Raw genomic sequence first — 23,714 nt, 5'->3', positions numbered from 1 at the left:
TGACAGGGTTTTCGCTCAGCATGCCCTTGGCGTAGTGCGAAACAAGCTCTTTACCAAAAGCAACAACCTAAAAACGCGGCCCGTAATCCTCCAATAGGAAGGCGTACGGGCCGCGTTTTTAGGTTGTTACTCAGTCGCCGAGCGACTGGTAGCGGAACTGTTAGCTACCAGCTCAAATCTAAGCCGACTGCTTGGCTTCGAGTTTCTTGAGCTTGTCGTAGGTCTGCTGCGACTTCTCATACTGGCGCTCTACCTCCAGGCGCAATTGGCCGGTGAGGCTCTGGCTGTCGAGGGCTTCCTTGTAGGCTTTGAGGGCCCATTCTTCGCCGTACACATTGGAGGCGAGGATAGCTTTTTCGTCGAAGCCGGTAACGGTGGCCTTGGCATCCATCCAGCGGCGGTACAGCTTGCCTTTGAGCGTGGTGCCGGTTTCGCGGCCGCCGCCCAGTTGGCGCAGGTGCTGGTTGAGCTGGTTGGCAAACTGCTGGCTCTGGCTCACGAGCTGCTTGTAGTAGCCGGTCAGTTCGGCATCCTTGCTCTCATCAACAGCCCGCTTGTAACCGGCAATCCGGTCGTTCACGAACAGCAGCAGCTCCTGCAGCGTATCGGTTTCGCCATCAGATACTGCCGTTTTTTTGCCCTGGCTTTTGTTGACAAAATAGCTCACGCCCAGGGCCAGCAGGGCGCCGCCTACAAGCTTGCCTATCATGCCGGATGACTTGGCTTTGGTCTTGTGGTCGTTGTTGGAGTCGGTTTGGGTAGATTTCATAAGGAAAGTGCGGTTAGGTTCACCCGGCTTACGCCAAACCTGGGCACTTGGTTAGCCAACAGCCCATCGGCGGCCTAGTGGTCGTGCCGGATACCGGCTTCCACGGCCACGGTTAGCCGGTTTTCGGGTGGCGGCACAGGGCAGTCATAACCTGCGGCGTAGGCGCAGGAGGGGTTGTAGGCCTTGTTGAAATCGAGCACCACCTGCCCGCCCCGAATCTGGCCCCGGCGCATATCGAGGTAGCGGCCGCCGCCGTAAGAGCCGTGGCCGTTGGTGCGGTCGGTGAAGGGCACGAACAGGTAGTCGCGGTAGGCGGGGTTGGTCAGCAGGTCGAGACTCTGGTACACCAGCAGCCGCCGGGGCTGGCCGCCCAGTTCAAACTGCAGCTCGCCATACTTGCGGTACAGCGGCCGCTTGGCCGTGCTGGTAGGCATGGCGAAAACCGGCCCCAGCGAGTCGGGCACGAAACGGGCCAGCACGCAGGCGGCGTAATCGGGCGGGTAGAAAGGCAGCCCCGCAAAGTTCCGGCGCGCCTCGGCCGAGAGCGGACTGCGGGCTGGGGCGGTAAACTCGGCGTTCAGCTCGCGCTGGAAATCCGATACCTGACGGACGTGCTCGGCCGAGGTGGGCTTTTGGGCGGTAGGCTGGGCCCGTAGCGGCGCGGCCAGCAGCAGCAGCGCGGCCAGCAGCAGCAGCGCGGCCAGCAAATGAAATAAGCGACAAACCATTGGCAGCGAAAATAGTAGAGAGAAGGCCTCGAAATAGTTACCAAGATAAGGTCCGGCAGCCCCCAACCCCAACCAGCCCCTGCGGGTCCGGCCGTTTTTCCTTCTCGTCCCCCCTTGCGTACCTTCGCTACCCTATGACCGACTCCGCCGAAACCACCACTGCCGCTCCTACCCGCAAGCTGTTCCTGCTCGACGCTTTTGCCCTGATTTACCGCGCCCACTTCGCCTTCAGCAAGAACCCGCGCGTGAACTCCAAGGGCCTCAATACCGGCGCTATCCTGGGCTTCACCAACACGCTGGTGGAGGTGTTGCAGAAGGAAAAACCCACCCACATCGGGGTGGCGTTCGATGCGGCCAAGAAGACGTTTCGGCACGAGCAATACGCCGAATATAAGGCCCAGCGCCAGGCCATGCCCGAGGATATCGGCCTGGCCATTCCCTATATCAAGCAGATTATCAAAGCCTTCCACATCCCCATTCTGATGGTAGAGGGCTTCGAGGCCGACGATGTGATTGGGACGCTGGCGGGCCGGGCCGAGGAGCAGGGCTTTGGCGAAGTCTACATGATGACGCCCGACAAAGACTACTGCCAGCTGGTAACCGACTGCGTGAAAATCTACCGGCCGGCCTTTATGGGCAACGCTGCCGAAATCCTCGACGTGCAGCACGTGCTGGAGCGCTTCGAGATTGAGCGCGTCGAGCAGGTGATTGATATTCTGGGCCTGCAGGGCGACGCCTCCGACAACATCCCGGGCATCCCGGGCATCGGCGAGAAAACGGCCAAGAAGCTGATTCAGGAGTACGGTTCGGTAGAAGGGCTAATTGCCAACGTGGATAAGCTCAAGGGCAAGCAGCAGCAGAACGTGCGCGAATTTGCCGAGCAGGGCCTTATGAGCAAGGAGCTGGCCACCATTCACCTCAACGTGCCCATCGAATTCGAGGCCGATAAGCTCATCCTCGACCAGCCCGATATAGAGGAGTTGCGCCGCCTCTTCGACGAGCTGGAGTTCCGCCAACTGGCCGCCCGCGTCCTCGGCGACGGGGCCAGCCCGGCCGGCGTGACCAACGGCGGCACCCCCACTCCCCGCGGCGCCCGGCGGCCCAAAGTGGCCGCCGCCGGCCAGGGTAGCCTGTTCGATGCTTCCTCCGATGCGGCCGTGGCTATTGGCGCCGAGGAAGGCGGCACCGGCGCGGCCGGTGCGCCTTCTGGCCCTCGCCGCACGCTGGAAGATATGGCGCATCAGTACCACCTGATGGACACGCCCGCGCTCCGGGCCGAGCTGCTGGAGTTCCTGCTGCTGCAAGCCGAAGTCAGCTTCGACACCGAAACCACCGGCCTCGACACCATGACCGCCCGGCTCGTGGGCCTCTCGTTCTGCTGGCTGCCCGGCGAGGCCTACTACGTGCCCGTGCCCCAGGCCGACGACGCGGCGGCCCAGGCGCTGGTGGACGAGTTCCGGCCTTTCTTCGACGCCGAAACCATTCTGAAAGTGGGCCAGAACATCAAGTACGACCTCACCATTCTCAAGCACTACGGCGTTGAGATTCGAGGGCCGCTGTTTGATACCATGCTGGCCCACTACCTGCTGGAGCCCGATATGCGCCACGGCATGGACGTGCTGGCCGAAACCTACCTGCACTACACGCCGGTGCCCATTACGGCCCTCATCGGCCCCAAAGGCAAGAACCAGAAAACCATGGCCGATCTGCCGCCCGCCGAGGTATCAGACTATGCCTGCGAGGACGCCGACGTGACGCTGCAGCTCAAGTATGTGTTTGAGCCGCTGCTGAAAGAAGTGGGCCTGCTCGATTTGCTGAACGAGGTGGAAAACCCGCTGGTGCCGGTGCTGGCGGCCATCGAGTATGAGGGCATAAAGATTGATTCGGAAGCCATGGGCGAGTATTCGGCCGAGCTGCAGGGCTACATCACGGAGCTGGAGGGCCAGATTTACCAGGAGGCCGGCCAGGAGTTCAACATCGGCTCGCCCAAGCAGCTCGGCGAAATCCTGTTCGATAAGATGGACCTCGGGGGCAAGAAAATCAAGAAGACCAAAACCGGCCAGTATGCCACCGGCGAGGAAATCCTGAGCCAACTGGCCGGCGACGCGCCCATCGCGGGCCTGATTCTGGAGTACCGCCAACTCAGCAAGCTGCGTTCCACCTACGTCGAGGCCCTGCCCCAGCTGGTCTGTGAGCTCGACGGGCGAGTGCATACGAGCTTCAACCAGGCCGTTACGGCTACCGGCCGGCTATCCAGCACCAATCCCAACCTGCAGAACATCCCCATCCGCACCGAGAAGGGCCGCGAAATCCGCAAGGCCTTCGTGCCCCGCGACGCCGGCCACCTGCTACTGGCGGCCGACTACTCGCAGGTGGAGCTGCGCATCATGGCCGACTTCGCGGGCGACAAAACGATGATTGAGGCTTTCCGGCTGGGCCAGGACATTCACACGAGCACGGCCAGCAAGGTGTTCAAAGTGCCGCTGAGCGAGGTAGACGGCGAGATGCGGCGCAAGGCCAAAACCGTCAACTTCGGCATCATCTACGGCATTTCGGCCTTCGGGCTAGCCCAGCGCATCGGCATCGGCCGCAAAGAGGCCGTTGATATCATCGAGACCTACTTCGAGGAGTTCCCGTCGGTGAAGCAGTACATGGATGAGAGCATCAACCGGGCCCGCGAGCTGGAGTACGCCGAAACCCTGCTTGGCCGCCGCCGCTACCTGCGTGACATCAACTCGCGCAACGCCACACTGCGTGGCTACACCGAGCGCAACGCCATCAACGCCCCCATCCAGGGCACCGCAGCCGATATCATCAAGAAGGCCATGATCAACATCCACGAATGGCTGGTGCAGGAAAAGCTCGGCACCCGCATGATTCTGCAGGTCCATGACGAACTCGTGTTCGACGCCGTGCGCGAGGAGGTGGACTACATCACGCCCAAAATCAAGGAATTGATGGCCACCGCCCTGCTGCTGCCCCACGGCGTTCCGCTGGAAGTGGAAGTAGGCACGGGCGAAAACTGGCTGCAGGCGCACTAAATTTTCCGGTAAACCAATGGATCAGACCACAAAACAGGGCGTTGTGACCGAACTCATCAGTCTGCTCACGCAGGGCAATGCCCACGTCACGTTTGAGGATGCCTGCGCCGACCTCACGCCCGCGCAGTGGAACCAGCACGTGCCCGAGGCGCCGTATACCATCTGGCAGTTAGTTGAGCATGTGCGCATTGCGCAGTGGGATATTGTGGAGTTTTCCCTCGGAGCCGAGCACACTTCTCCGAACTGGCCCGCGGGCTATTGGCCTACCCAAACCGCTACCGCCGACGAAGCGCAGTGGCACCAGACGCTTGCCCAGATTCAGACCGACCGGCAGCGCTTCATCGACCTGTTGCAGCATCCCGACACTGATTTACTGGCCCTCATTCCGCACGGCGACGGCCAGACGATTCTGCGCGAGGCCCTGCTGATTGGCGACCACGCGGCCTATCACACCGGCGAAATCATTCTGATTCGGCGGCTATTACACCTCTGGTAGTAGCCGCAGCGGCTTCTTGCAGGTAATTAAGAGTGCTTCAGGATGAAGGAGCAGTTGGGTTTGCAGAATACCGGTGCGGTTATTCGCAGCGGCTGAGCGGCCGTATAGCCACCCTGTAGAACTTAATTCAACCGCAACTCACATGCTCCCTCAACCCCACACCACCATCCTGCAAAACGTAGCCCGCGGGCTGCTGGGCACCTTTATGGTCGTGGCCGGCACCGGCCACCTCACGTTTCAGCGCCAGGCGTTTCAGGCCCAGGTGCCCGATTTTGTGCCATTCGACAAGGACACGGTCGTGCTGGCCTCGGGCGTGGCAGAAATCGGGCTGGGCCTGGGGCTGCTGCTGTTGCAGGGCCGCAACCGGGTACGCATGGGCTTAGGGTTGGGCCTATTCTACGCGGCCGTATTTCCGGGCAATATCCACCAGTACACGCACCATCTGTCGGCGTTCGGCCTCGACACCGACGCCAAGCGCCTGGGCCGCCTGTTTTTTCAGCCCGTGCTGATTGGCTGGGCGCTGTGGAGCACTGGAGCCCTAGCCAAGCGACGCAGGAAAGCATAGTAAGACCAACAAGCACTACGTAAAACGCCCCGCCAGCAAGTGCCAGCGGGGCGTTTGTTCAAGTCCGGGAATCCTCGCTTAGAAAGAGGTGAAGGTAATTTCCGTTGTTGCATTCCTTCCAGACTGGCCGATCCGCAGCTTGTCGTTGCTGAGTTCTTTGATGTCGTATAGTTCGGCGCTGGTGGCACCCTTCATTTCCAGCAGCAGCAAAATAGTACCGTCGGCATTGATGTCCCAGCCACTAACGCTGGTCTGCGGGCTGTTCGAATTGCAGCGGGTTGCGCCTTCATCAAGCACAAAGGTCTTATCGGCCTTAAACTGATAGAAGTCGTCCTTGTCGCAGGGGGCGTACAGTGCAAATTCATCAATTATGGGGTTGTTGCCCTGCTTGGAGGTGAAGGCCGTAATACGCCAGTTTCGAGCACCAAGCTGCTCGGCCTTGGTGATGGGCGTGGGGTCTTTGTCTTTGCTACACGATGTGAATGACCCAACAATGAGCATAGCCATAGCTGCCAGCAGTACATGTTTTCTCATAATAAGGTGGCAAGTAAAGGAGTGTTAGGCAGCAATGTATTCAGCAAACCGGAATAGCTACGCGCCGGCCCCTGAAAGTCAGCAATTCTCTGGATGCTGGCCCGGTGGTCGGGCGCGTCTTTTTCACGGGAGGATCATCGGCAGGCCGGCACTCCACGCTGAGTTCTGGGGCTTCTATTACAGTTAAAACTTGTGCAAAAGCGAGCCGCAGGCATGTAGCGCGAAGCTCCAGCCTCGCGTGTCGTTGCAACGATAAACGAACGGTGCGGCCATCAGCAACGAGAAGGGAAACTGGATCCTCGTGCTACAACCTAATTGCGTAAGTCTCAAAAGTATGAAAGCTCCAGGCGCTCCGTTATTTACCTGAGAAGGTTATTGTAGTTACTACCTTCTGATTGTTGACTGTCGCTGTTTCGGATAATACCATCCTGTTTTCCGTCAGCTCTTCAATTTTAGCCTGCGTTCCGAAGCCATACACGACAAGGCCCAACTTGGTATCGTTTTCTGACAAGGCCCAGCTACCTATAATGGTGCGCGGCTCATCCGGGTCGCATTGAATTGCGCCTTGGTCATAACTCATGCTATTTCCTGCTAAAAACTGCGTGGCATTATCCAGTTCACAGGCTGCATAGTTTTCGAATACGCTCTTGGTTGTAGTGCCGACTGTTTCTGTTTCGGCGGTAATCGTCCATGTCTTCGCCATTAAAAGCTCCGACTTTGACTTAGGCGCAGGATCCTCCGATTTTTTGTCGTTGCTACAACCAACAAAGGCGCTGCCAGCAATTAAAGCCAGCAGAAGGAATATTATTTTTTTCATGATGCTCGAAGAGTAAGGCGTGAGAGAATGGAGTAGCTGACAGCACTTCAAAACTAATACCTGGTCACTCACGAAAAATCCCAAATCAAGCAAAATCAGACTTATCAACAGCGTCGAAACCCGCTCAACAATATATATAACAGACACTTATCCATAGTCTATCGCGACTTTTGGGCTAAGCTTGTTTTTCCTTCAAAAGGCTTTTGACGTTCCTCCTACACGCATACTTGCTGAACAGCCCGCGCCAGCCAACATAACCCCGCGCCGCAATGGGCGGTTAAAGCAGGAACTATGCAAGACTCTCTAACCTTCGATGTGGCCGTAATAGGGGCCGGGCCCGTGGGGCTGGCCTGCGCTCTGGAAGTGCAGCGGCGCGGCCTGAGCGCCGTAGTGCTCGACAAAGGCGCGCTGGTAAATTCGCTGGTGGGCTACCCCACCAACATGGAGTTCTTCTCGACGCCCGAGCTGCTCGAAATCGGGGGCCACCCCATGGCCACGCTGCACTACAAGCCCCTGCGCGAAGACGCCCTCGACTACTACCGCCGCGTAGCCCAGGCCGAAAACCTGACACTGCGCCTCTACGAGCGGGTAACCGGGCTCGAAGGCGAGCAGGGCAGCTTCACCGTCGTTACCGACAAGGGCCGCCTGCAGGTCCGCTTCGTCATCATAGCGACCGGCTTCTACGACCTGCCCAACTACTTGAATGTGCTGGGCGAAGACCTGCCGAACGTGTCGCACTACTACAAGGAGCCCTACGCCCACGCCGACCAGGATGTGGTGATTATCGGGGCCAAGAACTCGGCTGCCAAAGCGGCGCTGCAGCTGTTGCGGGCCGGTGCCCGCCCCACCCTGCTCGTGCGCGGCCCCGACATCCCCGAATCCGTCAAATACTGGATTCGGCCCGACCTCGTCAACCGCATCAAGGAAGGCCGTATCGGGGCACTGTTTAACAGCACTGCCATTCGTATTACACCCGGCGCGGTAGAGGTGGCCACGCCCGAGGGGCCGCGCACGCTGCCGGCCCAGTTCGTGTACGCCCTCACCGGCTACCATCCCGACTTCTCGTTTCTGAACGCACTGGGCATCAGCTGCGGCACCGACGCGGCCCAGACACCCAGCCATGACGCCGAGACGCTCGAATCCAACCGCCCCGGCCTATATCTGGCCGGCACCGTATGCGGCGGCCGCAACACCAGCCGCTGGTTTATTGAAAACGGCCGCTACCACGCCCAGCTTATTGCCGCCCGCCTGGCCGGCGAGCCGGTGCCCGCCCTACCCGATGTATTGCAACCAGTGCAGTTAGGGAGCTGAAAGGGGAAAAACGCTGGTCATAACGGGGTAAAATGTTCGTCATGCTTCAGCAACCTCAGCATGCCGGACATTTTACCGGCTCCCTTTCCCTGTTGGCCCAACCCTTAAATGCAAAAAAGCGCTGCCTCAATTGAGGCAGGCGCTTTTATAAAAGCTGATAGTCCGATGACTACGGGAATTTCACGCCCCGGTAGTTGTTCGGGTTTACCGTGGGCACCTTGGAGCCATAGGTCGAGTTGATAACCTTAATCATCTCGTTGGCCACGATGGCGTAGCCGCGAGGCGTGGGGTGCACACCATCGAGCGAGAACAGGTTGCCGCTCACGAAGCCGGCGGTGTTGTTTACGCCGTTCACCACGATGCCATTGGAGGCAACTGTCGAGAAGAACACGTTGGCGTCGAACACAGCCAGACCCTTAGCCGCAGCCTTGGTTTTGATGGCCGTGTTGAAGTTGTTTGTAGCAGTCCGTACTAGGCCCTGCTCTACATCATCAAGCACAAACAGGCTCGGGATGGGGTTGCCGGCCGACACGCCAAAAGCAGCCGTGGTGTCAACGCCGTAGGCAGCCAGGAACAACGGGAAACCGGCAGCGGGCTGGCCGCTCTGGCCGTATACGTAGCGCCAGGGGCGGCCCGTTTTGGTGCCCAACAGGGGCAGGAAGGGCGACGAGAGCAGCGTGAACAATTGCCGGCCCGAGCCATCTACCGCTTTGATATCGGCCGTCGTGATTTGCTTACGGTTAGCCGAGGTAGCACCACCGGGCGCAGAGCCCGTCTGAATTACCAAGCCAGGCACCTTGCCCGCTTCCAGCGTAGCCCGGAAACTAGGGCCTACGGTGGTAAAGAACGGAACCGTGGTTACATCGGGAATGGTAGCTACCACACCTTTCGCGCCGCCGGCAGTCAGGGCGTCAATTACCTTCGAATTCTTATCGGTGAAATCGGTCAGTGGGGTGAGCGAGCTGGCAGCACCGCCGGCCGTAGCGTATCCCAATACATCGTTGTTACCCAACCAGTTGGTGAAGAAGGTAGGGGCAGAAGCCGCTACCCGCTGCAGGTACGTCTGGCTGCTATTATCGGGCGAAATACGCTCGAAGTAGGGGTTACCCAGCACGCTGCCGTAGCCGGCCGTTTCAATATCTGAGAGACGGATGCCGGGTATCCCCAGGTTGTTTACCTGACCGGCAAACTTGGTGTAGAGCGGCCGGGCCGCCGTAGCGCCTTGGCGCAGCGCCAAGTTGGTGGTCACGCTGGCCGTTACAGGCACGCCGTTCACGATATTAGCCAAACGCAGGTAGCCCGAGCCGTTTTCCTGGCCCGCGCCGAACAGCGGCTGCACGAACTCGCCGCCGCCTACCGTGGCGAACTGCTGCGCCAGAATAGCCGGAAACGAGTTTTGCTGGCCTTCCAGGTACAGGCCACCGTCGGAGAAGCCGGCCGTGAGCGAGTTGCCCACGGCAATGTAGTTGGAGAAATCGGCCGTGCCATTGCTAGGCTCGAAGTCCTTTTCCAGGTCGGGCTGGCAGGCGCTCAGACCCAGACCCAGCAGGGCCAGCATCGGCGCAGATTTGCGAAACAAAGTAGTATTCATGGAATCAGGAGTGAGTCGCGGTTAGAACTAGAAGGTGTAATTCAGGCCGATGCCGGGAATCACGATATTGGTCTTGTAGGTACCGGCAATCCGGTCAGTAGTACCGTTGGTTACCAGCTCCTGCTGGGTCTGGGTACGCTTCTTGATGCCGATGTACTGGGCCGAAAGGTCCACGCCGAACTTGCCGAAGTTATAGGAAGCGCCGAGCGTGCCACCCAAACGGTCGTTGTCGGGCGTTTCAGGCGTTACGAAGCCGTCTTTCACCGGGCTCTCGTCATACGAGCCGCCGGCGCGCACTACTAGGCCGCTGGTGAGCTTGTACTGGGCACCCACGCGGAACGTGAGAGCATCCTGATACTCGCGGCGCGACTCGCTGAAATCTGCGCCATTGACAGGCTGGCTGAAATCGAAGCGCAGGGTTCGGTAGGCGCTCCAGTTGGCCAAGCTGGCATCGAGACCGATGGTCAGGTTTTCGGTGGGCATAATGCCAATACCGATGCTGGTGGTGGCAATCAGGGGCAGCGTGGCCCCGAACTTGGTACCTTCCTGGAAACGAGGCTGGAAAGTAGCCGGAATGTTGGTGAACGTTACGTCGCCGTCCTTTACCTGAGCGTCAATCTTCGAGCGGTAGTTGATACCCAGGCTCAGTTTTTCGGAGGGCTTGAAGAAGATACCGGCGTTGAAGCCGAGCTTGGTTTCAGCCTTGCCATCGAGCTCGATGTGGCCGAACGAATCGGGCAGTGGAATGTCGCGCTGCAGATTTACAGCCCCGTAAGCCAGCACTACCAGGCCGGCACCCACGCTCAGCTGGTCGGTGATGGCGTAGCTCACAGTAGGCTGCACGAAAATCGACTTCAGGTCGATGTCGGTCAGCGAAGTGCGGCCTTCCCAGCCTTCGGCGTACTGCAGCTTGCTGCCGAAAGGCGTGTAAACCGCAATACCAGCCCGGAATTTACCCTCCTGAGGGCCAAAACCGGCAAACAGGCTTACTGGGGTAACCACGCTGTTGCGAAGCTCGCGCTGCTGGTTGCTGCCTTCGGCTACGAACGAGTTGCGGGCAAACGTGAAGTTGGCACCAAGCTGCACGCCCCGGTCGCGGACCATAGCCAAGGCACCGGGGTTGTAGAACATGGCCGCTTGGTCGAGGGACAGGCCCACGCCGACGCCACCCATGCCGTTGTTTTTGATGCCGGCCAGCGTTACCTGGTAGCCGCCCGCCGAAACCGCGGTAGCCGAAAGCAGCGCACTTCCTGTCAGAAGTAGAGACTTAAATTTCATACAAATAATGAAAGGGTGAGAATTTGAGGGCTTAGCGCTCCTAAATGTAAAGTAAAAACCCAATTTATAGTAGGCAAGCCGAACAATTTTGCAATACGCGCAAAAGCGCTTCCGTGCCTCAAGGCTTGTATTTAGGCAGAATTGCTGATTTCGTGAGAAATCAAATCGAGCTGCTGACCCGCTACCAGCAAATGCAGGCGCAGATCCTGGCCGCTCACGGGCTCGCCCCGCCCAATACGGCCCACGTTAGTGCCGTGCACCTCGCGCCCGTCCATCACCGTTGCCACGCCGTCGCCGAACACGGTGGCATAGCGGCCGCCGCGGATGATGATGCCGGTTTCTTCGGCCAGGCCCAGGCCCAGGCAGGCGGGGTGGGCCAACAGGGCGTGGGCCAGCCGCCCGAAGCGGCCGCGCTCGGCAAAATGCTGGTCGATGAAGAGGCGGGGCAGCAGGTTGAGGCCCGGGCCGGTTTTGATGCCGCCTTTGCGCAAGGAGCGCCAGCCGTAGCCGTCGATAATCATCTGCTCGGGCAGGCCCGCGGCGCCGGCGCTGGTGCCGGCCACTATAAAGGTCTCGTCGTCGTAGAAGCGCTGCCGCAGCTGGCGGGCGAATTCGGTGCCGGCCAGCAGCTGCAGCAGCCGCTCCTGGTCGCCGCCCGAGAAAAACACGAGGCCCGCCTTAGCCAGGCGGCGCAGCGTGGCGGGGGCGTCGGCGGGCTGGTGCTCACTGACGGGCAGGTGGCGGGCGGTCGGGCAGCCCAGCTCGTGGAACGAGCGCTCGTAGGCCGCGCCGGTCATGGCCGCGTTGGTCCAGGAGGCCGCCGTTACTATTTCGACCGGCGTGTTGGGCGTGGGCAGCAGCTCGCCGAGCAGGGCCAGCATGGCGTCGTCGTCGCGCCGCCGAGGGCGACGAGCGTGCCGAGAGGAAGGGCGGCGGGCGGTTGGGGCATGGCAGAGCGGCAGGAACGAGTTCAAAAGTACACTCCCTATTGGTTTCGGCAAGCCCAACAGCTATTACGCCGGGCATTCTGCAAAGCAAGCGGCAGCACGAAGCGGAGCAACGGGCACTGGCGCCAAGTGCCTTGATGGGGTTTAGGCAGGCGCTTCCTTTGGCTTAGGCTGAGCGCCGGGCTGCCGGCCGGGTGGCAGAAAGTTGCGCTTTGCCGAACCGATTGGGTTGGGAAAGCCGTACTTTTGCGCGCCGGTTCGGCCCAGTCACCAATAGCTTCTGCCTAGCGAAAAACTGCTTCTTTCCCTTCAGTTTCATGAATCAGCACCCGACCCTCGAACACATTACGTCCCTGATTCAGGAAGGCGAGTTTTTCAAGCTCAAAGAAGCCCTTAAGCGCTTCGAGCCCGCCGAGGTGGTGGAGCTACTGGAGGAGGAGGAAGAGCGCGAGCAGCTCATCATCTTCCGTCTGTTGCCGCTGCAGCTGGCTACCGAGGTATTCGAGTACCTCAGCCTCGATATTCAGAAGCACTTCCTGGCCAACCTCAGCCAGGAGAAAATGTCCGACATTCTCAACGAGATGTCGCCCGACGACCGGACCACGCTGCTCGAATTTCTGCCCGACGATTTGGTGCGGGAGCTGATTCAGCGCCTCTCGGAGCCCGAGCGCAAGATTACGCTGGAGCTGCTGGGCTACCCCGAATCGTCGGTGGGCCGGCTGATGACGCCCGACTACATTGCCATCCGCGAGCACTGGACCGTGCAGCAGGTACTCGATTACATTCGCCGCCACGGCGGGCAATCGGAAACGCTCAACGTGCTCTACATAACCGACGAGCGGGGCCGGCTCATCGACGATGTCATTATCCGGGATCTACTGCTGGCCGACCCTGAAACGCCGGTAAGCAAGCTGCTCGACCGGCGCTTCGTGTCGCTGAACACCATGCAGGACCAGGAGGAGGCCATCGACGAGTTCCGGCGCAACGACCGGGTGGCGCTGCCGGTCATCAACAGCGAGGGCATCCTGTTCGGCATCGTGACGATTGACGACATCCTCAATATCCGCGAAGAAGAGGACACCGAAGACATCCAGAAGCTGGGCGGCTCGGAGGCCCTGGACGAACCGTACCTGGATATTTCCATCTTCCGGATGGTGAAGAAGCGGGGCGGCTGGCTCGTGATTCTGCTGCTGGGCGAGATGCTGACGACCTCGGCCATGCACCACTTCGAGGACGATTTGCAGAAGGCCGCGGTGCTGGCCCTGTTCATCCCGCTCATCATCTCGGCGGGCGGCAACGCCGGCTCGCAGGCCACTACGCTCATCATCCGGGCCCTGAGCCTGGGCGAGTTCCGGCTTTCCGACTGGTGGCTGATCATGCGGCGCGAGCTGCTGGCGGGCCTGATGCTGGGTGCCCTACTGGGCGTGGTGGGTTCGTTGCGCATCATCCTGTGGGCCAAGTACATCAACCCCGGCTATTTCGGCCCCTACTGGTCGCTGATTGCCGTAACGGTGGGCGTGTCGCTGCTGTTTATCGTACTATGGGGGGCGCTGTCGGGGGCCATGCTGCCGCTGCTGCTCAAGCGCCTGGGCCTCGACCCCGCCACTTCCTCGGCCCCGTTCGTGGCCACGCTGGTCGATGTGACGGGCCTGATTATCTACTTCACGGTAGCCACGCTGGTGCTGCGCGGGACGTTGCTTTGAAGAGCTAGGCGGTGAGGAGCCAGGAATTAGAAGATGATGGATAACTTCCCAGCTCCTGCTATCTAGCTACTACTACATGACTGAAACCCTGCTTACCCGGCAACAATGCGACTTTGCCTGGCTCGATATCACCAGCCCCTCCGCCGCCGAGCTGCAAGCTGTAGCTGAGCAGCACAACCTGCCCGACTCGCTGGTGCGCGACTGTTTGGAACCGACGCACTTGCCCAAGTTTGAGGCCAGCAATGGCCTCAACTTCGTGATTTTGCGCGTGTTTGTCGCGCCCGAAAACAGCCAGGCCGATACCATTCAGGAACTGAGTACCAAGATTGCCGTCTTCTACACCGATGACTTTCTGATTACCGTGCACCGCCGGCCGCATCCGGTGCTGAACGAGCTGAAAAACGTGGCCCGCGCCCCTGGCCAAGAGTGCAACACGCCCGCCGAAGTAGCCATTCACCTCGTGCGCTACGCCCTCAACAGCTACGTGCAGCCCGCCCTCTCGCTCACCAAGGAACTGGACGACTATGAGGCCGAGATATTTCTGAAAAACGAAGTACCCAACGCCTTGCAGGGCCTATACTTCCTCAAGCGCAAAGCCTCGGCCGCCAAGCAGCTACTCTTGCTCACCCGCGACATTCTGACCATGCTGCGCCGCCAAACGGCCGCCGTCACGGTCCACGCCACGCTACTGCAAGACACCCAGGACTTGCAGGTGAAGGTGGAAACGCTCTACCAGCAGCTCGATGGCGGCGCCACCAACCTCATGAACCTGTATTTGTCGTTGTCGTCGCAGCGCACCAACGAGGCCATGCGGGTACTCACCGTATTTTCAGCTTTTTTCCTGCCTTTAACTTTTATTGCTGGTGTCTACGGCATGAATTTCGAGTATATGCCCGAGCTAACCTGGAAACTGGGCTATCCGGGAGCCATGGGAGCCATGGTGCTGATTTCGGTTGGTATTTTTATGTGGTTCAAGCGCAAAAACTGGATTTAGGTTGTAGACATCCTTCCCCAAGCCGTTTTTTATGCCGCGCCCTGGCTTTTCGTGCTACGTCCCACGCTTCCGGTGGCCCCTGCTTGGGCTGCTGGCCACTACCGGCCTGCTGGCGGGTTGCGCGGCCGTGGGCCGGGTGCCCACCTTGGAGCCCGGCGACTACCAGTTTTTTCGCACCAACGACCCGGCTCTGGCCACCAGCGTTGGGAAGGACCGTAGCCTGTACGTGGAGCAGGCGCACGATTCGCTCTTATTTCTGGCGCAGCCGCCGAACGGCACGCCGCGTCGCTTCAGCTACCCGGTGCGCCGCGGCCAGCACATTATTCTGCTGAACCGTAAGTTCGACCTCGACGTGTTTACGATTCCGTTCAAAGCCCGCCCGCCGCAGGCCCCGGTGCCGGTGCAGCTCAACACCAACTTCAACGCCGCCCTCTACTTTGGTCGTCGGCTCGATTTCTACCACGTCAACAGCAAGCAGCTCCTGAACGGGCACCAAGAACCGCAAATCCGGACCGTGGGGCTGGGCTACGGCATCTTCGCGGGCCTGGGCTCCACCATCATCAACCCCGACGTGACCAACCAGCAAACCCGCGTAGCTGAGTACGAAGGCTTCGTGGTGCACGCCGGAGCCGCCACCATCTACGACGCCCGCATCTTCAACCTGGGCCTCGCTATCGGCTTCGACCAGCTACTCGGTCCCGATGGCCGCCACTGGATTTACCAGCGCAGGCCGTGGTTTGGCGTGCTTTTCGGGCTGGATTTGAATTGAAACTTGATTGCTGAAGAGCGGAATTGTTAAGTGGTTGGCTGTTCTGAAGGGTAGTTGCAGGCCCAACAATTTAACAATTCAGTCCTTCAATCATTCAACCTCTTCCGATTCGCCTTCTTCTCGCCGTGCTTTTTCTTGGATTCCAGGCGTTTGCGCACGGCACCTTTGCCGGGCTTGGTGGGCCGGCGGGTTTTGGGACGGTGCAGGGTTTTAGTGAGCAGCTGATGAAACTTGAGCAGCGCCGTTTCGCGGTTGCGCAGCTGGCTGCGGTCCTCCTGGGCCGTTACCAGCAATTCGCCTTCCTGGGTGAGGCGCGAGGCCAGCTTTTCGAGCAGCGTCTGCTTCTGCTCGTCGGAGAGCAGCTGCGAGTCGGCGATGCGGAAACGCAACTCGACCCGGCTTTCCACCTTATTCACGTTCTGCCCGCCCGGCCCGCTGCTGCGGCTGGTCTGGAACTGCAATTCGGGCAGGAAGTCGGCGGCGGCAGGAAGCATGCGGTTGAATGGTGAGGAACGGGAAGGTAAATATACTGTCATCCTGAGCGGCGGTTTTCCGCTCACCACATCAAATAGCCCAATAAACCTAAGCGGGCAGTCCAGGCGAGGGTGCGAGGCCAGTTGGTACGCACGAGGCCGTCGATGGCCACGTAGTTATAGCCGTCGCGGGCCAAGCGATTGTGGAAGGGCACGCTGAGCAGAAACGTACTGGCCCAGGCCACCCCTACCAGCGCCAGCTGGCCCCAGCGCGCGGCTTGGCTCAGGCCCGCGCCCTGCCAGGCCAGCCACCCGGCCGCGCCCAGCTCCAGCAGCATCGGCGCCAGCACCACCCAACTCATGCGGGTGGAATGCTCGCGGTGAAACTGCGCGAACTGCGCGGGTTCTACGCGGGCAAAGCCGGGGTAATGCACGAGCTGCACCGTCCAGATAAGGCCGGTGAGGTAGGCGGCCAGGCCGAAGTTGAGCAGGAGCAGATGATTCACTTTTCGCTGTTTGGTTTTTGTTATTCGGGTTTGACCGATGTTGATTAGCCAGCCGTTACTGCTACCTTCCCCCGGCAAACGAGCCACAGAAAACAAACAACGAAAAACATGAAGCAATTTCTTCGTCCGGGCCTGCTGCTGGCCCCGCTGCTGGGGCTGGCCGTGGCCGCCTGCGGCCCCAACGGCAAAACCGGCACCGCCAAGCCCGACTTGCTGAGCGCCAACCTCGATACCACCGTGCGGCCCGGTGACGACTTCTACAACTACGCCAACGGCGCCTGGTTCAAGCAGCACCCGATTCCGGCTTCGGAAAGCAACTGGGGCATCGGCAAGGAAGTGCAGAACGAAATCTACGACCGCCTGCGCAAACTCAACGAAGACGCCGCGAAGGCCAGCGCCGCCCCCGGCTCGACGGAGCAGAAGCTCGGCGACTTCTGGGCTACGGGCATGGACAGCGCCGCCATCAACAAGCAGGGCATTGCGCCGCTACAGGCCGAACTCACGAGCATCCGCAACATCAGTACCGTTACGGGCGTGCAAGCAGCCATTGCGCGGCTGCAGCAGCTGGGCGTGAACGCGCTGATTGGCCCCTACGTGGGCCAGGACGCCAAAAACAGCGACAAAATGGCCCTGCAACTCTGGCAGGCGGGCCTGGGGCTGCCTAACCGCGACTATTACTTCAACAAAGATGCGCGCACGGTCAATATTCGCAAAGAGTATGAGAAGCACCTGAGCAAGATGTTCGGGCTATTGGGCCAGGATGCGGCTACCGCCCAGGCCAGTACCAAGCGGGTGCTGGCGCTGGAAACCAGGCTGGCCGGGGCCTCGCGCAAGCTCGAAGCCCTGCGCGACCCCTACGCCAACTACAACAAAATGAGCCTGGCCCAGCTCGACGCCCTCACGCCCGGCCTCAACTGGAAACCCTGGCTAGCCGAAATGGCGTTTGCGAAGGCCGACACCGTGATTGTGGGCCAGCCCGAGTTCTACCGCGAAGCCGCCCGGCTGCTGCGCACCGCCCCGCTCGCCGACTGGCAGGCCTACCTGCAATGGCAGCTGGTGCACGCCTACGCCCCCACCCTGAGCCAGGATTTCGACCAGGAAAACTTCCGCTTTTACAGCACCGTGCTGCAGGGCGCCACCGAGCAGCGGCCGCGCTGGAAGCGGGTGCTCGATGCCGAAGAAAGTGCCCTGGGCGAGGTGCTGGGCCAGCAGTTCGTGAAAGAATACTTCACGCCCGAAACCAAGCGCCGCTACGAGCAGCTCACCGAAAACATCACGGCCTCGTTCCGTGAGCACATCGAGGCGCTGGACTGGATGGGCGACTCGACCAAGCAGAAGGCGCTGGTGAAGCTGGCCAAAATCAGCCGCAAAGTGGGCTACCCTGATAAGTGGAAGGACTACTCGTCGCTGGAAATCAAACGCGACTCGTACGCCGCCAATGTGATGCGGGCCAACCAGTGGCGCTACCGCTACGAGGCCCGCAAGCTCGGCCAGCCCGTCGACCGCACCGAGTGGGGCATGACGCCCCAGACCTATAACGCCTACTACAACCCCAGCAACAACGAAATCGTGTTGCCGGCCGCCATTTTCGCCATTCCGGGCCTGCTGGATGCCGACGCTGACGACGCCATCATTTATGGCTACGCCGGGGCCAGCACCATTGGCCACGAGCTCACCCACGGCTTCGACGACGAGGGCAGCCAGTTCGACGACAAGGGCAACCTGCGCAGCTGGTGGACCAAGGCCGACCGCAAGGCCTTCGACCAGCGCGTGCGCGGCATCGTGCGCCAGTTCGACGGCTACCAGGTGCTCGATTCGCTGCGCATCAACGGCAAAGCCACGGCCGGCGAAAACATTGCCGATTTGGGCGGTATCATCATCGGGCTCGATGCATTCAAGAAGACCGAGCAATACAAGAAGGGCGAAAAAATCGGGGGTCTGACGCCGGTGCAGCGCTACTTTTTGGGCTACGCGCTGGGCTGGCAGACGCATCAGCGCCAGGAGCGGCTGGCCCAGGCACTGCTCACCGATGTGCATTCGCCGGCCCAATACCGCATCAATGGACCCTTCGCCAACGTGCCCGCCTTCTACGAGGCCTTCGATGTAAAGCCCGGCGACAAGTTCTACCGACCAGATTCGGCGCGGGTAAAAATCTGGTAGCCGCGAATTTCCGGAACCCGGCCCGATTATTTGCCGCCCCCGGGCAACTGTGCGCGGCGGCCCTGCATCTACCCCGCAAGTTCTCCACCTTTCATCCCCACGCCATGAAAAGCCTCCGTTTCCTGCTGCCCGGTTTGCTGCTCGCGCTGCTGCTGACCACCTTCCAAACCTTCGCCGCCGACACCCGCGAAACCCGCACCGTGGCGCCCTTTACCGCCGTTAGTCTGGGCGGCTCGATGCAGGTGATTTTCCGCCAGGGCAGCCCCCAGAAAGTGGAAGTGCAGGGCGACGCCGAGGACCTTACCCACCTCGAAACTGTGGTCGAGAACGGTAAGCTTCGCATCAACACCAAGCAGGAAAGCGGCCTGTTCAGTGGCTATAATTTCAAAAGTAAAGTGGTGATTTACGTGACCGCGCCTACCGTTACGGCCCTGGCCGTGGGCGGCTCGGGCAGTCTGCGGGCCGCCGAGCCCATCCGGGCCAACAAGCTACGGCTGGCTGTGGGCGGCTCGGGCAGCATCGTGCTGGCCGGTGTAACGGCCGAAACCATCGACTCGTCGGTGTCGGGTTCAGGCAGCCTCAAAATCGGTGGTGGCTCAGCCAAGAGTCAGCAAATCAGCATCAGCGGATCGGGCGGCGTGCAGGCCGAGCAGCTGGCCACCAAAAGCTGTGATGCCCGCATTGCCGGCTCGGGCAGCTGCCGGGTGCAGGCCACCGAAACGCTCGAAGCCCGCATTGCCGGCTCGGGCAGCGTGTTTGTGCGCGGCAACCCCCGCGTGAACAGCTCCACGGCCGGCAGCGGCCGGGTGCATAAGCTGTAGAAGAGAGGTAAGAAAAAGAACGTCATTCTGAGCGAAGCCGGAGGCGAAGTCGAAGAATCTCTACTGCAACGCTAATCCTAACATTAGGGTCACTGTTGCGGTAGAGATTCTTCGGCTTCGCTCAGAATGACGTTCGCCTTCTCGCTTCCTTAAAAATCGAACAGGCCGCCGCCTTTGCCTTTATCCTTCTTCTTGGACTTGGATTTCTTCTTGTCCTTGCCATCAAAGATGCCGCCCATGAAGCTGGCTTTCTCCTTGATGATAATGTAGCGCACCGAGAAGGCGGTGGGGAAACGGGCCCAGTCGGCGGAGTTGATTTCGATGGTGGGCTTGAAATCGACGCTGACGACGAGCGGGATGAACGCTATTTTGTATTCGGCCCCGATAATGGCATCGAAGCCGCCGAACGTGCCGTCGTCTTTATGGTGGCCGAGGTGGCCGCCCGCGCCGAGGTAATAATTGAGGCTGGGACCCAGAATACCAAAGTGGCGCTCGGCCAGCACCGTGGCGCTGATTTCGCGCGAGCTGGCCAGCGCCAGGCCCTCCAGCGTGGCTTTGGGCAGAATTTTTTGCTGCACCGTGAGGCCGTACTGGCCCCCGCCTATCCGCAGACCGGCGGCAGTAATGTATTTCTGGGCGTGGGCGGCCGATGGGGCCAGGGCCACGGCCGTTAGCAGCACAGCGGCCAGCAGACCGGCGCGGGGCCCGGCCGGGCAAGCAAAAAACGGAAAGGTCATAATCTTATAGATGGGTAGTTGAACCCGGCGCGGCGCGGCGCGTTGAGGCAACCAAAGAGGTACAAAGTACGTCGGTAGGGCGCAATAACGTCGTGCTCTGTGCAAACCGCGTAACTTGCGGCCTTTATTTTCGCCCGCCCCTACCGCTCCACTCACCCGTGTATATTCATCAGGTCGCGTCCTACCTGCCCGCCGACATCATCGATAATGCCCATTTCACTCGCCTCAACGGCCTTTCGAGTGAGTGGATAACCGAGCGCACCGGTATCCGGACGCGCCGGAAAGCGGCTCCCGGCGAAAACACCAACACCATGGCCGTAGAGGCCACCCGTCGGGTGCTGGCCCAAACGCCCGATTTCGCGGCCGCCGACGTGGACCTGATTGTGGCCGGCACCTACACGCCCCACGACACGATTTATACCGTGGCCCACGCCGTGCAGCGCGAAATCAACGTGTCGGATATTCCGGTGGTGAGTATTTCCTCGGCCTGCTCGTCGCTGCTCAATGCGCTGGAAATTGTGGAGGGCTACTTCGCCATGGGCAAGGCCCGCCGGGCGCTGGTAATCGTGAGCGAGCACAACACGGCTTATAATAACGAGGACGACACCGTAGCCGGCCACCTCTGGGGCGACGGCGCGGCGGCGCTGCTGGTTTCGCTGGACCGCCTCGCCCCCGCCGACCTGCGGGTGCGCGACATCCGTACCGGCGGGGCCGGCAACATTGGCAAGGCTGATGAATCGGTGACGCTCAAGCCCGTGGAGCGCGGCATCGTGATGCCCTATGGCAAAGATGTATTCATCCACGCCTGCACCTACATGACGCGGGTAACCCAGGAAATTCTGGCCCGCAACAACGTGCCGGTGGAAGAGCTGACTTACCTGATTCCGCACCAGGCCAACCTGCGCATTACCAAGAACGTGCTGCAGCAGTTGGGCCTGCCCAACGAGCGGGCCGTGTCCAACATCGAGGATCTGGGCAATACCGGCTGCGCGGGCGCGGCCATTGCCCTGGGCAGCACCTGGCCCGACCTGCAACCCGGCAACCAGGTAGTGGTCACGGTTTTCGGCGGCGGCTACTCCTACGGCGCCATGCTGCTGGAGCGGTAAGCCGCAGCAGCCATTTGGCATTTCGAGCAACAAGCAGAGCGAATCAGCCTTTTCAGACTGACAAAGCCAGAACATAGCAGAGCCCCTGACGCCATTTTGGCGTCAGGGGCTCTGCGCTTATTGTCACTGTGGGCTGGGCCGAAGGATTTATTTTGGCTTTACCTGCCATTGACATGCCTCAGCGCACCAGCAGGCGCGTAGTGCCGCTGGGGCCGTTCGAGTCGGTCCAGCGGAGCAGGTAGAGGCCGGGGCGCAGGTCGGGAAGTGTGGGGCTCAGCAGGCCCAGGCCGGGCGCATAATCGAGGCGGCGGCCTCCGTAGTAGCGGCCCACGGTATCGTAGAAGCGCAGCGTGAGGGAGCCGGCAGCGGGCCCGGCCCCGTACTGCAGGCGCAGCGCCGGCCCGTTTCGGTCGAAAGGGTTGGGAAAGACCGCCAGGCCGGTTTGCAGGGTGGCGTCGCGGCTTACCAGCAGTGGCCGGGCTACGTCGAGCGAGCCATCGGGCCGCTTCAGCAGCAGGCGGTAGTAGCTCAGGCCGGGCAGCGGCTGTGGGTCGAGGGCGCGGTACGGGCCGGCTCCGGCGGCCACCTCCGTTACCCGCTGCCAGCCGGCCGTCGTATCGAGCGAGGCGCGCTCCAGCACAAAGCCGCTCAGGTAGCACTCGGCGCGGGTGGCCCATTGCACCTCAACGCCGGCGGGGCCGGGCGTGGCCTGCTGGCTGGCCAGCGGGGCAGGCAGCATGGCCACGGGGCCGCACACATCGGGCCGGAAGCTGCGGGCGCGCAGCACGTAGCGGCCCCCGGCTATGTCGCTGGCCGGGGCCAGGGTGCGGCTGCGCTGCCCGCGGGCAATGGCAAAGTGCATCACGGCACTGGGCATAATCAGGTGAGAAAGCTGTTGGGCATGGCCGAGCTCGTGCACCGCCACCGACTCGAAATCGAGCTGCGTGCTGGCCGGGTTGGCCGGCCCGAACTGCCAGGCGGCCGCATCGTCGTACTGCGTATCAATTTCCTTCACGAAGAAAGCCACCGTCCCATCGGGTCGGTAGCAACCCTCGTAGTAGCTGGTAGTGCGGCCCAGCACGCCGGCCGGCAGCGGGCTATCGGTATCGAAGCCCACCGCATTTTCGCCGTCGGCGGCTACCCCCGTTTTGGTGCGCAGCGGGCCCAGCTCCCAGTTGATGCCGGTTTGGCAGCGCCAGCTGGCGAGGGCCCGCTGCCAGGCCGCAGCGGCAGCGGAGTTGGCGGCAAAGCCCGGCTCGAAGCGAAACGTGAGGCCACCGGCCCCATTCTGGTCGCGGTGGGCGGGCACGGCGCGCTGGCCCGTGTTGGTATCGCGCACGTTGGTGGCGGCAAACTCGATGAGCACCGTTTGCAGACTCAGCACCGGCAGCTGGCCCGTTCCGGCGGGCGTTACGCGTACCGGACCGGTACCGGCCGGGTTGCCGCTGGCGCTCAGGGCCGGCACCCGCACCTGAATCCGGGTGTCGGTCCAGCTCAGGTAGTCATCGTCGTTAATTCTAGTGAAGCTGGCGCCGCCATCATCGGCGTTGCGAAACTCCACGGTGCCCATGCCCCGGCTGCTGCCAAAGCCGCTGCCCGTAACGGTGAGCACCGCCCCCGTACCGGCCGACAGGCGCAGCGGCGCTACTCCACTGATAAACGCCGCCTGAGGCCGGGCAGCGGCTATCTGGCTGCGCCGCACGCGGGCTGCTGCCAGGGCCGGGTTGGGCTGCACCTCGCGCGGCAAGGCAACCAGGGCAGCTACGGCCGCGGTAAGGCTGGCGTAGCGCCGAAACGGCTCGGCGGCCGTCAGGTCGGTCAGATTGTAGCGGATGAAGCCCTGCTGACTGCCGAACACCTGCCAACCCGCCTGACCCGGCACAGTGGTGGGCTCCAGAAAGAAGATGCCCTGCTCGCCAGGTACAAGCTGCAGCGTGTTGGTAAGCACCTCGCGGCGCAGGCCCAGCGTACCACCCTCGGTAAACACGGTCAGTACCGAATCGGGGGCTCCCTTCAACTGCCGGAACACTCGTAGCTGGTGGCGGGTGTAGAGGCGGCCGTTGGCAGCCTGCAGGCCCTCACTGCTGGTAACGGCCGCCTCCACGATACGGCTGGCGCGCGCGGCCCGCAGCGCGGGGTCGAGCGGCACGAGCAGGCAGTGGGTGGCAGAAGCCGGAGTACCGGGTGCTACCGTTTGGGCTGCTACCGGCAGCGGCAACGCCAAGAATGGTAGTAGGAATAGAGCGGAAAACTTCATACCGGAATACATACGGGAATAAGTGGGCCGGCGGGCTGTCAAATCGAGATATTTCATCGGGTTAATTCCCAGTGGTTACGCCGGTTATGCATCGTAATTAGCTGCTCGATG

Annotated in this window: 21 protein-coding genes; 10 read left to right on the top strand and 11 right to left on the bottom strand. The window is 61.1% G+C overall.

What is annotated here, in order from left to right; all coding sequences use genetic code 11:
* Positions 1 to 178: 178 nt before the first annotated feature.
* Together D0N36_RS04365 and D0N36_RS04360 are read right to left on the bottom strand one after the other, a co-directional pair.
* Entirely contained in the window at positions 179 to 769 is a 591-nt protein-coding gene (locus tag D0N36_RS04365) for a ferritin-like domain-containing protein (protein ID WP_116940097.1), read from the bottom strand.
* Positions 770 to 843: 74 nt separating this feature from the next.
* Complete coding sequence (locus D0N36_RS04360; protein ID WP_116940095.1) at positions 844 to 1,497, bottom strand: DUF1684 domain-containing protein; 654 nt, start codon at positions 1,495 to 1,497, stop codon at positions 844 to 846.
* Between the two features lie 134 nt (positions 1,498 to 1,631).
* Here D0N36_RS04360 and polA point away from each other — a divergent pair, with 134 nt between their 5' ends.
* The 3 genes from polA (at position 1,632) to D0N36_RS04345 (ending at position 5,599) form a co-directional block, all read left to right on the top strand.
* A complete protein-coding gene (polA, locus tag D0N36_RS04355; RefSeq protein WP_116940093.1) occupies positions 1,632 to 4,538 on the top strand; it encodes a DNA polymerase I in 2,907 nt (968 codons plus the stop codon).
* 16 nt (positions 4,539 to 4,554) lie between these two features.
* Positions 4,555 to 5,034 carry a DinB family protein gene (locus tag D0N36_RS04350; protein ID WP_116940091.1) on the top strand — a complete coding sequence of 160 codons (480 nt, stop codon included), beginning with the start codon at positions 4,555 to 4,557 and terminating at the stop codon, positions 5,032 to 5,034.
* Positions 5,035 to 5,176: 142 nt separating this feature from the next.
* Positions 5,177 to 5,599, top strand: coding sequence for a DoxX family protein (locus tag D0N36_RS04345; RefSeq protein ID WP_116940089.1), 423 nt, complete (start codon positions 5,177 to 5,179; stop codon positions 5,597 to 5,599).
* 78 nt (positions 5,600 to 5,677) lie between these two features.
* Here D0N36_RS04345 and D0N36_RS04340 read toward each other — a convergent pair whose 3' ends face one another.
* Both D0N36_RS04340 and D0N36_RS04335 read right to left on the bottom strand, forming a co-directional pair.
* Positions 5,678 to 6,133 (bottom strand): lipocalin family protein, encoded by a 456-nt coding sequence (locus tag D0N36_RS04340; protein ID WP_116940087.1) that lies wholly within the window; start codon positions 6,131 to 6,133, stop codon positions 5,678 to 5,680.
* 355 nt (positions 6,134 to 6,488) lie between these two features.
* Positions 6,489 to 6,950, bottom strand: coding sequence for a hypothetical protein (locus D0N36_RS04335; RefSeq protein ID WP_147320749.1), 462 nt, complete (start codon positions 6,948 to 6,950; stop codon positions 6,489 to 6,491).
* A 291-nt stretch (positions 6,951 to 7,241) separates the two neighbouring features.
* On the opposite strand from D0N36_RS04335, the gene D0N36_RS04330 reads away from it, so the two are divergent.
* Positions 7,242 to 8,261, top strand: a complete 1,020-nt coding sequence (locus D0N36_RS04330) for a YpdA family putative bacillithiol disulfide reductase (protein WP_116940083.1) — start codon at positions 7,242 to 7,244, stop codon at positions 8,259 to 8,261.
* Positions 8,262 to 8,430: 169 nt separating this feature from the next.
* On the opposite strand, the gene D0N36_RS04325 is transcribed toward D0N36_RS04330, so the two are convergent.
* The 3 genes from D0N36_RS04325 to D0N36_RS04315 form a co-directional block, all read right to left on the bottom strand.
* Entirely contained in the window at positions 8,431 to 9,852 is a 1,422-nt protein-coding gene (locus D0N36_RS04325) for an SGNH/GDSL hydrolase family protein (RefSeq protein WP_242478794.1), read from the bottom strand.
* 27 nt (positions 9,853 to 9,879) lie between these two features.
* Positions 9,880 to 11,130, bottom strand: a complete 1,251-nt coding sequence (locus D0N36_RS04320) for an OmpP1/FadL family transporter (protein WP_116940079.1) — start codon at positions 11,128 to 11,130, stop codon at positions 9,880 to 9,882.
* A gap of 131 nt (positions 11,131 to 11,261) precedes the next feature.
* On the bottom strand, positions 11,262 to 12,104 hold the full coding sequence (locus D0N36_RS04315; protein ID WP_147320748.1) for a cyanophycinase: 843 nt from the start codon (positions 12,102 to 12,104) through the stop codon (positions 11,262 to 11,264).
* Between the two features lie 290 nt (positions 12,105 to 12,394).
* On the opposite strand from D0N36_RS04315, the gene mgtE reads away from it, so the two are divergent.
* The 3 genes from mgtE (at position 12,395) to D0N36_RS04300 (ending at position 15,543) form a co-directional block, all read left to right on the top strand.
* On the top strand, positions 12,395 to 13,780 hold the full coding sequence (gene mgtE, locus D0N36_RS04310; RefSeq protein ID WP_116940075.1) for a magnesium transporter: 1,386 nt from the start codon (positions 12,395 to 12,397) through the stop codon (positions 13,778 to 13,780).
* 76 nt (positions 13,781 to 13,856) lie between these two features.
* Positions 13,857 to 14,774, top strand: a complete 918-nt coding sequence (locus tag D0N36_RS04305; RefSeq protein WP_116940073.1) for a magnesium transporter CorA family protein — start codon at positions 13,857 to 13,859, stop codon at positions 14,772 to 14,774.
* 31 nt (positions 14,775 to 14,805) lie between these two features.
* Positions 14,806 to 15,543, top strand: a complete 738-nt coding sequence (locus tag D0N36_RS04300; protein ID WP_116940071.1) for a hypothetical protein — start codon at positions 14,806 to 14,808, stop codon at positions 15,541 to 15,543.
* 86 nt (positions 15,544 to 15,629) lie between these two features.
* Here D0N36_RS04300 and arfB read toward each other — a convergent pair whose 3' ends face one another.
* Both arfB and D0N36_RS04290 read right to left on the bottom strand, forming a co-directional pair.
* On the bottom strand, positions 15,630 to 16,037 hold the full coding sequence (gene arfB, locus D0N36_RS04295; RefSeq protein ID WP_116940068.1) for an alternative ribosome rescue aminoacyl-tRNA hydrolase ArfB: 408 nt from the start codon (positions 16,035 to 16,037) through the stop codon (positions 15,630 to 15,632).
* 62 nt (positions 16,038 to 16,099) lie between these two features.
* Positions 16,100 to 16,522 (bottom strand): hypothetical protein, encoded by a 423-nt coding sequence (locus D0N36_RS04290; protein ID WP_147320747.1) that lies wholly within the window; start codon positions 16,520 to 16,522, stop codon positions 16,100 to 16,102.
* Between the two features lie 108 nt (positions 16,523 to 16,630).
* Between D0N36_RS04290 and D0N36_RS04285 the strand changes: the two genes are divergently transcribed.
* Both D0N36_RS04285 and D0N36_RS04280 read left to right on the top strand, forming a co-directional pair.
* Positions 16,631 to 18,682, top strand: coding sequence for a M13 family metallopeptidase (locus D0N36_RS04285; protein WP_116940064.1), 2,052 nt, complete (start codon positions 16,631 to 16,633; stop codon positions 18,680 to 18,682).
* A gap of 104 nt (positions 18,683 to 18,786) precedes the next feature.
* Complete coding sequence (locus D0N36_RS04280) at positions 18,787 to 19,503, top strand: head GIN domain-containing protein (protein ID WP_116940062.1); 717 nt, start codon at positions 18,787 to 18,789, stop codon at positions 19,501 to 19,503.
* Between the two features lie 149 nt (positions 19,504 to 19,652).
* On the opposite strand, the gene D0N36_RS04275 is transcribed toward D0N36_RS04280, so the two are convergent.
* Entirely contained in the window at positions 19,653 to 20,240 is a 588-nt protein-coding gene (locus D0N36_RS04275; RefSeq protein WP_116940060.1) for a hypothetical protein, read from the bottom strand.
* A gap of 158 nt (positions 20,241 to 20,398) precedes the next feature.
* Here D0N36_RS04275 and D0N36_RS04270 point away from each other — a divergent pair, with 158 nt between their 5' ends.
* The gene (locus D0N36_RS04270; RefSeq protein ID WP_116940058.1) at positions 20,399 to 21,346 is read left to right on the top strand and encodes a 3-oxoacyl-ACP synthase III family protein; all 948 of its coding nucleotides are present in this window, start codon (positions 20,399 to 20,401) and stop codon (positions 21,344 to 21,346) included.
* 178 nt (positions 21,347 to 21,524) lie between these two features.
* Here D0N36_RS04270 and D0N36_RS04265 read toward each other — a convergent pair whose 3' ends face one another.
* Positions 21,525 to 23,603 carry a matrixin family metalloprotease gene (locus D0N36_RS04265; protein ID WP_190242517.1) on the bottom strand — a complete coding sequence of 693 codons (2,079 nt, stop codon included), beginning with the start codon at positions 23,601 to 23,603 and terminating at the stop codon, positions 21,525 to 21,527.
* Positions 23,604 to 23,714 lie beyond the last annotated feature (111 nt).

The organism is Hymenobacter lapidiphilus (assembly GCF_003417065.2).
Lineage (GTDB): Bacteria > Bacteroidota > Bacteroidia > Cytophagales > Hymenobacteraceae > Hymenobacter.
This window is presented reverse-complemented; position numbering and strand designations above follow the sequence as displayed.

Bases quoted from the DNA above. Each gene is read 5' to 3' on its own strand.
- D0N36_RS04300 (WP_116940071.1), top strand. From the start codon at position 14,806: ATGCCGCGCCCTGGCTTTTCGTGCTACGTCCCACGCTTCCGGTGGCCC.
- D0N36_RS04305 (WP_116940073.1), top strand. From the start codon at position 13,857: ATGACTGAAACCCTGCTTACCCGGCAACAATGCGACTTTGCCTGGCTC.
- D0N36_RS04335 (WP_147320749.1), bottom strand. From the start codon at position 6,950: ATGAAAAAAATAATATTCCTTCTGCTGGCTTTAATTGCTGGCAGCGCC.
- D0N36_RS04325 (WP_242478794.1), bottom strand. From the start codon at position 9,852: ATGAATACTACTTTGTTTCGCAAATCTGCGCCGATGCTGGCCCTGCTG.
- D0N36_RS04340 (WP_116940087.1), bottom strand. From the start codon at position 6,133: ATGAGAAAACATGTACTGCTGGCAGCTATGGCTATGCTCATTGTTGGG.
- D0N36_RS04330 (WP_116940083.1), top strand. From the start codon at position 7,242: ATGCAAGACTCTCTAACCTTCGATGTGGCCGTAATAGGGGCCGGGCCC.
- D0N36_RS04345 (WP_116940089.1), top strand. From the start codon at position 5,177: ATGCTCCCTCAACCCCACACCACCATCCTGCAAAACGTAGCCCGCGGG.
- D0N36_RS04360 (WP_116940095.1), bottom strand. From the start codon at position 1,497: ATGGTTTGTCGCTTATTTCATTTGCTGGCCGCGCTGCTGCTGCTGGCC.
- D0N36_RS04275 (WP_116940060.1), bottom strand. From the start codon at position 20,240: ATGACCTTTCCGTTTTTTGCTTGCCCGGCCGGGCCCCGCGCCGGTCTG.
- D0N36_RS04365 (WP_116940097.1), bottom strand. From the start codon at position 769: ATGAAATCTACCCAAACCGACTCCAACAACGACCACAAGACCAAAGCC.
- polA (WP_116940093.1), top strand. From the start codon at position 1,632: ATGACCGACTCCGCCGAAACCACCACTGCCGCTCCTACCCGCAAGCTG.
- arfB (WP_116940068.1), bottom strand. From the start codon at position 16,037: ATGCTTCCTGCCGCCGCCGACTTCCTGCCCGAATTGCAGTTCCAGACC.
- D0N36_RS04285 (WP_116940064.1), top strand. From the start codon at position 16,631: ATGAAGCAATTTCTTCGTCCGGGCCTGCTGCTGGCCCCGCTGCTGGGG.
- D0N36_RS04280 (WP_116940062.1), top strand. From the start codon at position 18,787: ATGAAAAGCCTCCGTTTCCTGCTGCCCGGTTTGCTGCTCGCGCTGCTG.
- D0N36_RS04265 (WP_190242517.1), bottom strand. From the start codon at position 23,603: ATGAAGTTTTCCGCTCTATTCCTACTACCATTCTTGGCGTTGCCGCTG.
- mgtE (WP_116940075.1), top strand. From the start codon at position 12,395: ATGAATCAGCACCCGACCCTCGAACACATTACGTCCCTGATTCAGGAA.
- D0N36_RS04320 (WP_116940079.1), bottom strand. From the start codon at position 11,130: ATGAAATTTAAGTCTCTACTTCTGACAGGAAGTGCGCTGCTTTCGGCT.
- D0N36_RS04350 (WP_116940091.1), top strand. From the start codon at position 4,555: ATGGATCAGACCACAAAACAGGGCGTTGTGACCGAACTCATCAGTCTG.